Genomic DNA, 12,616 nt, shown 5'->3' with positions numbered 1-12,616 from the left:
ATAAACTTCATTTGTTTCGTCAGAATAGATTGTATTACATTTGATGCAATTCCTGCGTCATGAAATAATAGGTGTAATACGACATGAAACGACAATTGAAAAAGTAAAGCAGATAGAGGAGCAGAAGCTATGAAATATAACTTTGATGAGATTATTGATCGCACAGGAACAAATGCCATGAATACGGATGGTTTCCGTCAATATATTTTTAACGCCAGTGAAGACATGACTTTTCCATTTAAAGATGAAGAATTTATTCGCATGTGGATTGCAGATATGGAATTTGCCACACCTCCCGAGATTCTGGATGCAGTTAAGGAGCGTCTAGACCGTAGAATTATGGGTTACTCCCAGGTGTTCGATCCGGCATACTATGAAGCTGTTTCGAATTGGATGAAGAGATACTATGACTGGTCCTTCCCAAAGGAACATTTGGAGACCTCGAACGGGATCATTCCCGCTTTGTATGAACTGGTGGAATATATCTGTCAGTCGGATGAGAAAGTACTGATTGTTACCCCATCTTATGGTTTCTTCAAGTCAGCTGCGGAGCATAACAATCTTGAACTGGTATGTTCGGATATGATCAACGAGAAGGGGCGTTACTCGATTGATTTTGAGGATTTTGAAGCCAAGGCGAAGGATGAGAAGGTAAGGGTATGTATTTTCTGCAACCCGCATAATCCATCTGGACGTGTCTGGACAACGGAAGAGTTACAACGTGTGGGTGAGATCTGCCTGCGGAACAACGTATGGGTCATTTCGGATGAAATTCACTGTGATCTGCTGCGAACTGGCAAAAGACATACGCCACTTGCAAAGCTGTTCCCGAATACGGATCGAATCATTACATGTATGTCCCCGAGCAAAACATTTAACATGGCTGGTCTGATGTTCTCTAATGTCATCATTCCGAATAAGGAACTTCGAGACATCTGGCAGGCACGCCATTATGGTTTCAAAAACCCACTGAGCATCGCTGCCACTCAAGCGGCTTACGAAACGGGTGATGAATGGCTGAAACAATTAAAAGGTTATCTCGACGCCAATTTCGCCTGCGTAGAACAGTATGTGAAGCAGCATCTACCACTAGCTGTTTTTCACATTCCGGAAGCAACATATCTGGCCTGGATTGATATTTCGGCATATGCTCCCCAAAATGTAAGTTTACCTTTATTCTTCGCTGAGCAAGCGGGTGTATTGCTCGAAGATGGTCATATGTTTGTAGCCAATGGTGAGGGTTGCATTCGGTTGAATCTGGCTTGCCCCCGTTCTGTCCTTCAGGAAGGGTTACGAAGAATCAGTAGTGTGCTTGTGAAAGAAGTCGAAGAGGTGCCCGTTCAAGTATAAAGTCATCAAGTCACCACGCAATAGCGAGGTGACTTTTTTGTATGAGTATACGGAATGTAGCAAGAACACGGTTTATTCCGAGGTGAACGTATACCCTGATGCGCAATTCTGGTCTGCTGTCCCCGGTTATGTTAAAATGGTGGATAGTCTATGAGTTGCATGACATGCGGCTCTCAGAAGGAAGAGCCCAGTAGTTGGGCTGAACGAAACTGCACTCATCAGGGGAAAGGAGCCTATACATATGTTTGGAAACGATTGGGACAAGGTGCTTCAGGAAGAGACGGAAGCCGAATATTTTAACAAGATTCGTTACACTCTCGCCGCCGAGTACAAAACGCAGACGGTCTTTCCGCCCAAAGAAGACCTGTTCTCCGCACTGAAGCTGACGCCATACCATCAGGTTAAGGCCGTTATTATTGGTCAGGACCCTTATCACGGAGCGGGTCAGGCTCATGGGTTAAGTTTTTCGGTTAGACCGGGGGTACGTGTACCGCCTTCACTGAAAAATATATATAAGGAACTTCATGCCGATCTGGACCTGCCAATTCCGAATCATGGATCTCTGGTTCATTGGGCGCAGCAGGGAGTCCTGCTATTAAATGCTGTTCTGACGGTCCGTGAAGGTCAGCCGAACTCCCATCAGGCATTGGGCTGGCAGACGTTTACGGATGCTGTCATTCGCGCGCTGAATGAACGTTCAGAGCCAATGGTATATATGCTATGGGGCAGTCATGCCCAAAAGAAAGGTGCTTTTATTAACAGGGACAAGCACCTGGTACTGGAGTCTACACATCCCAGTCCGCTGGCTGCGCATCGTGGATTCCTCGGCAGTCGTCCCTTTTCCAAAGCCAATGATTTCTTGACCTCCAAAGGTATTGAACCGATCGATTGGAAGATACCTGAAAACTAGACAGATGGAGGTGAGAACATTGCGACATTGGATAGGACGAAAAGTAGCGGTATATCGTGCAACAGGCATACGGGAGCCATTAAAGGGAACGCTGGTCGAGTGGGATGAAGAAGCGGAATGTGTACGGATCGGACCGAAACGGATTAAGGTATCGTTTGACAATATCGCAATGATCAGACCTCTTCCCGAAGAGAGTCTTCCCTTAAAGAAAGCACGTTCTGAAGTGCACAAGGTTGGATATGTGATGAAAAAGGCGATTCAGTTCGAAAATGCGATCTATTTCAAGTCGCAGGTGATGATCTGGCGCCGGGCCAAAATTGTAGCGTTATCCACGACGATTCTGCGTCATGACGAGGATCAGGTTGAACTTGCAGATGGTCGGGTTCTTCGTAAAGACAAGCATATGTTTGTCGTACGTTCACGCCGTGGGATACGTTAGTTATACGAAGATTTAATATTCATTTCATGCAAAGATCATACGGATTTAATGTTTGGTCTGTATATTAGGTAGTAACAACCCCTTCTAAATTGATGTGTATTGAAATGGGAGCCCGGCCGGCTGCAAACGGTCGGGTATTTTTTTTGTACATGGGTTCTGTTAACATGTTGTACATACCCATTACATTCATGTTGTATACTATTAAAATAGAAAATTGAACTAAACATTTACACGAGAACGTAGAGGGCAGAAATAACCTGAAGAAGCGGAGCGTTCGCCTAAAAGCTTTCTGAAAGAAAGCTACATCGGAAGCATGCGCTATCAACAGATTTTCACCTTTGTAAAATTGAATTAAAAAATCTGGGGATAACAGCGATCGGAAGGTTGTTCTGTCATCGAAGTGGCAAGTGTAAATATTCTTTAGTTCAATCTAAAAAGATTATGAGAAGGAGTGAAACCCAATGAAACGTATAGCTGTTTTTGCAGGCTCCAATCCGGGAAATCACCCCGATTATACAGAGAAGGCTGTTCAACTGGGCAAACAGATTGCTGATAGTGGTTATGCACTGGTCTATGGTGGTTCTTGTATGGGCTTGATGGGTGCAGTAGCCGATGCTGCTCTTGAGCAAGGGGGAGAGGTAATCGGGGTTATGCCTACCGGATTGTTCCGAGGCGAGGTTGTTCATGGAGGACTCACACAACTGATTGAAGTGGGAACCATGCATGAACGGAAGGCTACGATGGCTGAATTATCCGATGGATTCATTGCACTTCCCGGAGGTATGGGTACATTTGAAGAACTATTCGAGGTACTATGCTGGGCACAGATCGGTATTCATCGTAAGCCTGTTGGCTTATTAAATGTCAACGGATATTATGGACCGTTAATGAAGATGGTAGAACATAGCGTACAGGAAGGATTCTCCAACACTTCGCATCTCAGTCTATGGAGTCTGGAAGCTGATCCGGCTGAGCTGATCAAACAAATGTCATCCTATATTCCTGCAGAGCTGACTCAGAAGTGGTCACAACTCAACGGGAAATGAGTGCATAAGAAGACGGGCCTGAACCTACTCGTTCCTCGGGAGAATTTTTGATCTGCCCAAGCAAGTTGCGCTATCGGACATAGTCTATAGTGTACTTCGATGAAGAGGGGAGTGTCACTGATGAGCGAACTCAAAGGTACAGGTTACGGATATTGCGGAGGCTTCGGTGGTGGAGCATGGACATCAACAGGTGCAATTCTGGTATTGTTCATTCTGTTGGTTATTATCTCTCGCACATTCATTCTGTAATTCGGTCAAATCCCGGGACGGGGATCATGCTGCAGAGGCAGCGCCCGAATAAAAAATGACCTTTCCAAAGAGACGCCGGTATATGCCGGCGTTTCAGGGGAACGGTTTTTTGACGTTTCCAGCATACGTTGAGTAATTGAAAAAGCAAAAACCTGCCCCTGAATAAGGTCAGAAGCAGGAGAGAGCCTCCTGAGCCATTAGCTGCACAACAAGCAGCTTACACCACAACAGCAGTTTGATCCGGATTACTTAACGATTTCCAGGCGATATATAGCCCGATGGCGGCTGCAATTAAGGAGAGTATTGCTGCAACAATAGCCAGCTGATCCAGTGTGTTGGGTGAACTGGAGTTAAGAGAACGCTGATTAGCCGTCTTACCGGATTTGTTTTTGATATGGACAGATGTTCTGGAAAGCCTGGAAGCCGACTGTAACTGGGATGTGTGAGGACGCGTAGGTATCGATTTTTTCTTTGAGGGATTCAATAGTCAACCTCCTTATAACGGAGTTCAGTGCTTCCATCGTTCATACTATGTTATGTCGATTTTCAGATTGAGTTCGCAAAAATGAGTGAATCCCCAGCCCGTTAGATGTTGAACCCGTTCGCTAGTATCAGCGAAGCAGGTAACCCATTATACGCTCTGTTAATACAGGTCTAACAAACGGTGTTTATAGTAAGGATCATAGAGTGAAGCTTGAACACAGGAGGCGCTGGAATGAGGAACTTGGAGATTATTGCCCACCGCGGTGCATCTGCCGTATGCCCGGAGAATACGATGAGCGCATTTGAACGGAGTCTGGAGCTTGGAGCGACAGGCATTGAAACCGATGTGCAGATGACGAGTGATGGCAGACTGGTACTGATTCATGATGAGACGTTAAGCCGAACTGGCGGCGCAGAAGGCTGGGTTAAAGATACGACTTACGATCAATTGCGCACACGGGATGCGGGGTCCTGGTTCCATGCTGATTTTACCGGGGAACGTATTCCTTCTCTGGAGGAGTTATTCAAGCTGGTACAGGGGAAAGGAACCCTGCTTAATCTGGAATTGAAAAATGGTATTGTGAGTTATAACGGGATGGAAGAGAAGGTTATACAAGCGATCCGGGACTGGAATCTGGAGCAACAGGTCGTGCTGTCGAGCTTCAATCATGCTTCGCTCGTGAGGTGTAAACGTCTTGCCCCGGAGATTCGTACAGCACTTCTATATATGGAAAAGTTATATCGACCTTATGATTATGCCGCCAAACTCGAAGCTTCCAGCCTTCATCCCTACAAGCTGGCAGTCACACAAGAAGATGTTGCTGCTGCATTGGCACATGGCATTGTTACCTATCCATTTACGGTGAATGATCCTGCCGAGATGCAGGCCATGATTGACATGGGTGTGCAAGGGATCATTACCGATGTTCCGGATGTCCTGGCATCCTTAATTACGGTACATGCCCGTTAAACGAGTCTGTATTTTACATGTTCTACATATGCAATGATAAGGCTGTGTTCGAGCTTTTTGGCTCCTGTGCAGCCTTTTTGCGTGTAAAATTGTGTGCAAATCTTCATATATGCAATAAACATGTCCTATTTGTCCATTGCCAGAGCCCGTGGATTCACTTACAATGGTCTATGGGAATGAGAATCAATATCATTAAAGTTCGGTATTTATAGAGAGGTGATTGTTATGTACATAGGTTTGAGCAGCTCCACTCATAACGAGGGTGGGCGCGTATGAGTTCACAAGCTTCACCAGAAAAACATAATCCGGATTCACCCACAGCGAAGATACACACTCGTCCGTGGGCAGCCACACTTATTCTTACAGGGGGAGTTTTGCTACTCGCTCTGGGTATGGCATTGTCCATTTCATTTGGCGCTGCTGATATTAAGCTTAGTGTAGTCTGGAAGGCCATCTTTGACTTCAATCCTGAGCTGACTCCACATCAGATCATATGGGAGATTCGGTTGCCACGTATTCTTGGAGGAGCAATGGTAGGTGCATGTTTCGCTGTAGCTGGGGCGATCATGCAGGGCATGACTCGTAACCCGCTGGCCGATTCAGGTCTGCTTGGGTTAAATGCGGGAGCTGGATTTGCACTTGCAGTTTGTTTTGCCTTCTTCCCTGGCTTGCCATTTATGTATATCATCATGTATTCCTTCCTTGGAGCAGGGCTTGGTGTCCTGTTGGTGTATGGTTTTGGTGCAGCTTCTAAATCGGGTCTTACACCACTACGCCTTGTGCTTGCAGGTGCGGCTGTATCAGCGATGTTGTCGGCACTCAGTGAAGGGATTGCATTGTATTTCAGAATTGGACAAGATCTGGCTTTCTGGACAGCTGGTGGTGTAGCCGGAACGAAGTGGTCTCAACTTGAAGTCATGTTCCCATGGGTACTCGCGGCACTGATTGCAGGTCTTCTCATCTCCCGTTCCATTACTCTGCTTAGTCTCGGAGAAGATATTGCGGTGGGCCTGGGGCAACGTACTGGGCTGATCAAGCTCATAGGCCTGATTGTTGTACTGATTCTCGCGGGTACAGCTGTGTCCGTGGTGGGTGCGGTCGGTTTTGTCGGACTCATTATTCCCCATCTCACGCGGAAGCTGGTTGGGGTCGATTATCGCTGGATTATTCCATGTTCCGCTGTGATGGGCAGTCTGTTGCTTGTATTTGCGGATCTGGCTGCACGTATGATTAACCCGCCGTACGAGACGCCAATTGGCGCATTGGTTGCCCTTATCGGGGTACCATTCTTCCTGTATCTGGCGCGTAAAGAAAGGAGGACTCTGTAACGATGGAATCCTCAACAATAGTTGGAGCAGAGCGCAAGAAGAGAACCAAGAGTACGATTGTCCTCATTGTGCTTGCCCTATTAATTATTACGGCTTTTGTGGTGAGCATGAACACAGGTTTTACCAAGCTTTCGCCGCTTGAGGTGTTGCGAACCCTGTTTGGTGGAGGCACGGCGAAACAGGAATTGATCCTGTTTGAATTCCGTCTGCCACGTATTGTGATTTCGGTGCTGGTAGGGGCCGGACTTGCGTTATCTGGTTGTATTTTGCAGGGGGTATCTCGGAATGCGCTGGCAGATCCGGGGATCCTCGGGATTAATGCAGGTGCTGGTCTGGTCGTCATGTTATTTGTTTCCTTTTTCCCGACAACGACAGCAGCGCCCGTATTTCTTTTGCCAATTCTGGCCCTGATCGGTTCCGGTTTTGCTGCATTTCTGATCTACATTCTCTCTTACAAAAAAGGAGAGGGCATCCTGCCTACGCGTATGTTGCTTACAGGGATCGGGGTAGCAGCGGGAATCAGTTCTGCCATGATCGTGCTTACGTTAAGGCTTAGTCCGGAAAAGTATCAATTTGTAGCTACCTGGATGGCAGGCAGCATCTGGGGTTCGAACTGGAAATTTGTAACGGCATTGCTACCGTTTCTTATTATTCTTGTCCCACTTGTTCTGTATAAGGCACGTGTATTGAACGTACTGAATCTGGGGGACCAGACGGCAAGCGGACTCGGGACTCCGGTTGAGCGTGAGCGACTGATTTTGCTTGCGGCTGCTGTAGGACTTGCCGGCTCATGTGTATCTGTGAGTGGGGGGATCGGTTTTGTAGGTCTGATCGGACCGCATTTGGCACGTCGTCTGGTGGGTCCAAAACATCAATTCCTGTTACCCGCATCGGCACTGATCGGTTCATTGCTTGTACTGGTTGCAGATACGCTGGGTCGTGTCATCCTGCAGCCTTCGGAGATTCCTGCGGGGATCCTGGTTGCCATTATTGGTGCGCCATACTTCCTGTACCTCTTAAGCAAGACGAAATAGAACGTAATCATCATTGTGTGATTGCATAAGGAGGACTTCAGTCCATGCTTCGCCGTTTCTTTGCCTATTATAGGCCTTACAAAAAGCTCTTTATTCTTGACTTCAGTTGTGCGATTTTAGTCGCCCTGCTGGAGCTGGCATTTCCACTGGCGGTCAACCGGGTCGTCGATGATCTGCTGCCAGGCGGCCGCTGGGACTGGATTCTATGGGCGTGTCTGGCATTGCTGGGCATCTACTTATTGAATTCATTTTTGAACTTCGTGGTTACCTATTGGGGACACAAGCTGGGTATTAACATTGAGACGGATATGCGTAAAAGTCTGTTTAATCATGTGCAGAAGTTATCGTTCCGTTTCTTCGATAATACAAAAACAGGACACCTCGTGTCCCGTATGACTAACGATCTGATGGATATCGGTGAGATTGCCCACCATGGTCCAGAGGATGTATTTATTGCGGTCATGACGCTAATTGGTGCATTCAGCATCATGATGAGCATTAACGGGAATCTGGCAGTGTTAACCTTTATCATCGTTCCGCTGATTATCTATCTGTCACTCTACTTTGGTAGCAAAATGTCCAAGGCATTCAGCCGAATGTTCGGTGATATTGCGGACTTCAATGCTCGCGTAGAGAACAATATTACAGGTATCCGTGTTGTTCAGGCTTTTGCTAATGAAGAGCATGAAAAAGCACAATTCGCTGTGAACAACGGTCGTTTCCGTCAGACCAAACTAATCGCATACAAAATCATGGCCTGGAACTCCTCTGTCAGTTATATGCTGATGAAGCTGGTATCCCTCTTTGTCCTGGTATGCGGAACATGGTTTGTGATTCAAGGCAGTATGACCTACGGTCAGTTCATTGCATTTATTATGTTGTCCAATGTGTTCTTGACACCGATTCAGAAGATCAACTCGGTTATCGAGACGTATCCAAAAGGGATTGCAGGCTTCAAACGTTATACGGAGTTGCTTGATATGGAACCGGATGTGGAAGATCGTCCAGGAGCCGTCACGGTATCCCATCTGCGTGGAGATATTCGTTATGAGCAAGTGACCTTTGGTTATTCGGATCAGGAGCCTGTGCTCAAAGGTATTGATCTAAACGTACGTGCAGGTGAAACTGTAGCGCTTGTCGGTCCATCGGGGGCAGGTAAAACAACGCTATGCAGTCTGCTGCCGCGGTTCTATGATGTGCTGGAAGGTCGCATCACGATCGATGGGCAGGAGATACAGGATATGACACTGGACTCCTTGCGTAGTCATATCGGAATTGTACAACAGGACGTGTTCCTCTTCGATGGAAGCATTCGGGAGAACATTGCCTACGGCAAGCTGGATGCATCCGAAGAAGAAATCTGGATGGCCGCTAGACGTGCCCAGATGGAACCTTTGATTCAATCGATGCCGGAAGGATTGGATACGTTAATTGGTGAACGCGGCGTGAAGCTGTCCGGTGGACAGAAACAGCGTTTGTCTATTGCCCGTATGTTCCTGAAAAACCCGCCAATTCTGATCCTGGACGAAGCAACATCTGCTCTGGATACAGAAACGGAAGCGGCGATTCAGCAATCCCTTGCTGAGCTGTCCGAGGGCCGGACCACACTGGTTATTGCTCACCGATTGGCTACGATCAAAAATGCAGACCGCATTATTGTCGTTGCTGAACAAGGCATTACGGAGCAGGGGCGTCATGAAGAATTACTCGCAGCAGGTGGGGTGTACAGCCGCCTTCACTATGCGCAGTTTGGCGCGTAACCTATTCGATGTGGATGTAACAATGTAAATACGAGAAGTAACGCCATCGTTCTTGACTTGGAAGGAGTCAGGACGTTGGCGTTTTTTTCTTTTTCATAATCAATTGTGGGTCAGGGGTACTGTGCTCATATCTGCCTGTGATCATGGATGTGGAAACGGGTAATATAGTAAAGAGAACACTTAACGTGTAAGATATGTTCATCATCTTGCAAGATATAGGAGGTACACGATATGCAGTTGAACGATATGCTGAAAATTCTTATAACCTGTCTATTATTTATTCTGATTTGGTGGCTACTGACTCAAGGGATTCGCAAAATTTCCAGAAGTCGTGCGGGGTCCGGTTTCCAACGCTGGGGTGGATGGTCCATTGGACTTTTCGTTGTTGGCGCCGTGCCACTTGGTTTTGCGTTGTATACGGAGATCTTTGATGAACGCTTGGATGCCAACATCGGATTAGGGCTTGCCATGCTGTTTGTATGGGCCTATTGTGCTCTCTTGCTGTGCGCCACGTTGGTAATCTGGGGAAGGTACGTTTACAAGCGGAATATGAAGAAGTGAAGTATTTGGATTGATCGAATGGGTTTAAATAAGTGCTATATAGATTGTGTGAATTAGCCCCCGAAAATCAATTTTAGGGGGCTAATTCATTAAGCTAACAGGCAGGATAGCGTGACGTACAGACCAGCATTCATTAAGTAATTGGAGAACAAATAACATTTAGTAGATTTTAATTTAAGAAGGAAGGATTGTAAATGGTTGATTTGTCTTCACTCGAGCTTAAAAGGCCGAGGTATGAGATGAAATTAAACGATGTGTACTGCCGTAAAATTCTTTCCTGTGTCATGTTATCCGAAGAATTGAAAAACAAATTTTTTCTTTTTTTTGCTAATTAAAGTTTTAAATATCTGTAAATTGGGTGTTCCTTTCATGTGAGGTCTTCTTTCTTGAATCGTGTGTATGGTAAATATCGATTCTACTAAAGGGAGGCCCATTTATTATCCCCTTTTAATGGATTATAAATAAGCCTAAGTAGTTCTATGAGCACCTTACCTTCTTTTGTTCTAGTAGAGACGGGATAGAATGAATATTTAGAGTACCCTAAAGAATTCGACGACTTTGCCAATCGTTACTTATTGAATATGAAACTGAAAACAATCGATGCATTAATCAGATAGATTAGGGTGGATTAGATATAGATTATAGTAGTTAAAATGTTAAATTCAATTATTTTGTTATGAAAACTGGATTTTATTCGTCATAATAAGACATAAAAACACAAAATACACCTATTTACGAAGTGATAGGAACTCCGCCATAATCAGATGATTAGAGGCAGAATGGAGATGAAAGGATAGTGGATCGAGGGGAAACAGTTATATCAGTATTTTATTAATCAATATCATTTAAGTTAGGAAGTGTTGTTATTACTTGATAAACAGGGAGAACGTATTTTCGTGACAGAGTCAAAATTAAATTGGATAAGGAGAGAAAATACAGCGATGAAGTGGAGTAGAGTAATTAATATACTGCTGGTTATATTGGTTGTGAGAAACGTCGGAATGGAACCTTCCGCCAGAATCTACGCGGAACAGGGCATAGACAAGCAGCCAATTGTTTATGCAGGGGGGCAATTTTCGGGCGTTGTGAGTTCAGATGGGTCAGTTTGGAGCTGGGGATATAACGGGTCAGTTACTTTTCAACAAAATAATAGAGGAATGCAATTAGGGAGAGGGCCGACGGAATTAGAGGCAAATCCATTGCCGAAGTTAGCAAGCTTGGTGACAGTAAAACCTGTTCAAATCAGTGCTTCTCATACTGCAACGTATGCTTTGATTCCTGAGGGCGAAATAATAGCATGGGGCTCTAATCAAAATGGTTTGCTAGGAAACGGAGGTCTTGATGGAGGAATCCCTTCACCTGTACTTATGAGTAGAAATCAGAAACTATCAGATATTGTTTCCGTAGATGGTGGAGAAGGTCATGGAACTGCACTACGGAGAGATGGAACGATATGGAGTTGGGGGGGGAACTATCATGGACAAGTGGGCAACGGTAAAACTTCAACAAATGAACAATATGCGACTCAAGTAAAAGGACCTGGTGGCGTTGGTTATTTGACAAATATTACTTCCGTATCAGCCGGTTTGAATCATACGGTTGCTATTGCTTCGAATGGTACGCTTTGGGCATGGGGAAATAATGGATACGGACAGTTAGGTGTGAATACGCCGAGCAATATAGGGAGTTATTATCCTGTACATATGGGTACTTCCTTTAACGAGGTCAAGGCTGTCAGTGCAGGTAGAGATTTCACGGTAGCCTTGAAGTCTGACGGCACGGTATGGAGTTGGGGGCAGAATATCATAGGGCAGCTTGGCGATGGAACAAAGCTAAAGCGTATTGGTCCTGTACAGGTTAAGGGTCCTGGAGGGCAGGGGTTTCTGGATCAAATTGTAGCCATTAAAAGCGGGATTAGTCATACGCTTGCCTTACGTGCAGACGGAACAGTCTGGAGTTGGGGAGAAAATACCAACGGGCAACTGGGTATTGGTTCGCTTACGAGGAGTAATATCCCAGTTCAGGTTCAATTCAAGGATGAACCCGGACAATCAATTAAAATCCAGAGTATAGATGCTGGTGGTACACATAACATTGCTTTATCTACGGATAAGAAATTGTTTACTTGGGGTACAAATTTTAATGGAGGATTGGGTGTGGGGGATACAGTAAATCGAACTTCTCCTGTCCAAGTAGATTGGCAAGACAGCATTAAGGTTTCAAAGCCCGTGTATACCACTTCTTATGTCTATGATGCAAATGGAAGATTGCTACGCAAAACGACATCCCGCCATGACGGGACAGCCTCATCTACGTACCAGTATACCTATGATCGCAACGGCAACCTGAAGCATACCAAAGTTACGCATCCCTAGCGTCATTGGAACAGGAGTACAATCATATAGCAGAACCGAACCGCCAGAAACTAATAGGAATTTGATAAAATCAACGGTTCTTAATCCGTAAGAAGAAATTTATTATTAATC

The 12,616-nt window shown here is 45.5% G+C and carries 12 protein-coding genes; 11 read left to right on the top strand and 1 reads right to left on the bottom strand.

Features of this window, described 5'->3' with window-relative positions; genetic code table 11:
- Positions 1 to 129: 129 nt before the first annotated feature.
- The 5 genes from MHI55_RS21545 (at position 130) to MHI55_RS21525 (ending at position 3,994) form a co-directional block, all read left to right on the top strand.
- Positions 130 to 1,350 carry a MalY/PatB family protein gene (locus tag MHI55_RS21545; RefSeq protein WP_340386854.1) on the top strand — a complete coding sequence of 407 codons (1,221 nt, stop codon included), beginning with the start codon at positions 130 to 132 and terminating at the stop codon, positions 1,348 to 1,350.
- A 241-nt stretch (positions 1,351 to 1,591) separates the two neighbouring features.
- Entirely contained in the window at positions 1,592 to 2,260 is a 669-nt protein-coding gene (ung, locus tag MHI55_RS21540; protein ID WP_017687368.1) for a uracil-DNA glycosylase, read from the top strand.
- A 19-nt stretch (positions 2,261 to 2,279) separates the two neighbouring features.
- Positions 2,280 to 2,699, top strand: coding sequence for a hypothetical protein (locus MHI55_RS21535; protein WP_017687369.1), 420 nt, complete (start codon positions 2,280 to 2,282; stop codon positions 2,697 to 2,699).
- A 461-nt stretch (positions 2,700 to 3,160) separates the two neighbouring features.
- Positions 3,161 to 3,745 carry a TIGR00730 family Rossman fold protein gene (locus tag MHI55_RS21530; RefSeq protein WP_017687370.1) on the top strand — a complete coding sequence of 195 codons (585 nt, stop codon included), beginning with the start codon at positions 3,161 to 3,163 and terminating at the stop codon, positions 3,743 to 3,745.
- Positions 3,746 to 3,865: 120 nt separating this feature from the next.
- On the top strand, positions 3,866 to 3,994 hold the full coding sequence (locus MHI55_RS21525) for a hypothetical protein (protein WP_255319930.1): 129 nt from the start codon (positions 3,866 to 3,868) through the stop codon (positions 3,992 to 3,994).
- 217 nt (positions 3,995 to 4,211) lie between these two features.
- Here MHI55_RS21525 and MHI55_RS21520 read toward each other — a convergent pair whose 3' ends face one another.
- Positions 4,212 to 4,478, bottom strand: coding sequence for a hypothetical protein (locus tag MHI55_RS21520; protein WP_036674861.1), 267 nt, complete (start codon positions 4,476 to 4,478; stop codon positions 4,212 to 4,214).
- A gap of 231 nt (positions 4,479 to 4,709) precedes the next feature.
- Between MHI55_RS21520 and MHI55_RS21515 the strand changes: the two genes are divergently transcribed.
- The 6 genes from MHI55_RS21515 to MHI55_RS21490 all read left to right on the top strand — a co-directional run bounded on the left by MHI55_RS21515 (position 4,710) and on the right by MHI55_RS21490 (position 12,505).
- Positions 4,710 to 5,447 (top strand): glycerophosphodiester phosphodiesterase, encoded by a 738-nt coding sequence (locus MHI55_RS21515; protein WP_340386852.1) that lies wholly within the window; start codon positions 4,710 to 4,712, stop codon positions 5,445 to 5,447.
- A gap of 272 nt (positions 5,448 to 5,719) precedes the next feature.
- Positions 5,720 to 6,775, top strand: coding sequence for an iron ABC transporter permease (locus tag MHI55_RS21510; protein ID WP_036614761.1), 1,056 nt, complete (start codon positions 5,720 to 5,722; stop codon positions 6,773 to 6,775).
- A 2-nt stretch (positions 6,776 to 6,777) separates the two neighbouring features.
- Entirely contained in the window at positions 6,778 to 7,809 is a 1,032-nt protein-coding gene (locus tag MHI55_RS21505; protein ID WP_237174416.1) for an iron ABC transporter permease, read from the top strand.
- 44 nt (positions 7,810 to 7,853) lie between these two features.
- On the top strand, positions 7,854 to 9,569 hold the full coding sequence (locus MHI55_RS21500) for an ABC transporter ATP-binding protein (RefSeq protein WP_076250814.1): 1,716 nt from the start codon (positions 7,854 to 7,856) through the stop codon (positions 9,567 to 9,569).
- Between the two features lie 231 nt (positions 9,570 to 9,800).
- Positions 9,801 to 10,130 carry a hypothetical protein gene (locus MHI55_RS21495; RefSeq protein WP_339186507.1) on the top strand — a complete coding sequence of 110 codons (330 nt, stop codon included), beginning with the start codon at positions 9,801 to 9,803 and terminating at the stop codon, positions 10,128 to 10,130.
- Positions 10,131 to 11,071: 941 nt separating this feature from the next.
- Positions 11,072 to 12,505, top strand: a complete 1,434-nt coding sequence (locus tag MHI55_RS21490; RefSeq protein WP_340386850.1) for a hypothetical protein — start codon at positions 11,072 to 11,074, stop codon at positions 12,503 to 12,505.
- Positions 12,506 to 12,616 lie beyond the last annotated feature (111 nt).

This window comes from Paenibacillus sp. FSL E2-0151 (assembly GCF_037993015.1).
Taxonomy (GTDB): Bacteria; Bacillota; Bacilli; order Paenibacillales; family Paenibacillaceae; genus Paenibacillus; species Paenibacillus amylolyticus.
Note: the sequence above shows the minus strand (reverse complement) of the source record. Positions and strands in the feature narration are given on the sequence as shown.

What these genes read in the sequence shown, in the direction of transcription:
- MHI55_RS21545 (WP_340386854.1), top strand. Translation starts at nt 130, where the DNA reads ATGAAATATAACTTTGATGAGATTATTGATCGCACAGGAACAAATGCC.
- MHI55_RS21525 (WP_255319930.1), top strand. Translation starts at nt 3,866, where the DNA reads ATGAGCGAACTCAAAGGTACAGGTTACGGATATTGCGGAGGCTTCGGT.
- MHI55_RS21530 (WP_017687370.1), top strand. Translation starts at nt 3,161, where the DNA reads ATGAAACGTATAGCTGTTTTTGCAGGCTCCAATCCGGGAAATCACCCC.
- MHI55_RS21490 (WP_340386850.1), top strand. Translation starts at nt 11,072, where the DNA reads ATGAAGTGGAGTAGAGTAATTAATATACTGCTGGTTATATTGGTTGTG.
- ung (WP_017687368.1), top strand. Translation starts at nt 1,592, where the DNA reads ATGTTTGGAAACGATTGGGACAAGGTGCTTCAGGAAGAGACGGAAGCC.
- MHI55_RS21515 (WP_340386852.1), top strand. Translation starts at nt 4,710, where the DNA reads ATGAGGAACTTGGAGATTATTGCCCACCGCGGTGCATCTGCCGTATGC.
- MHI55_RS21495 (WP_339186507.1), top strand. Translation starts at nt 9,801, where the DNA reads ATGCAGTTGAACGATATGCTGAAAATTCTTATAACCTGTCTATTATTT.
- MHI55_RS21505 (WP_237174416.1), top strand. Translation starts at nt 6,778, where the DNA reads ATGGAATCCTCAACAATAGTTGGAGCAGAGCGCAAGAAGAGAACCAAG.
- MHI55_RS21510 (WP_036614761.1), top strand. Translation starts at nt 5,720, where the DNA reads ATGAGTTCACAAGCTTCACCAGAAAAACATAATCCGGATTCACCCACA.
- MHI55_RS21500 (WP_076250814.1), top strand. Translation starts at nt 7,854, where the DNA reads ATGCTTCGCCGTTTCTTTGCCTATTATAGGCCTTACAAAAAGCTCTTT.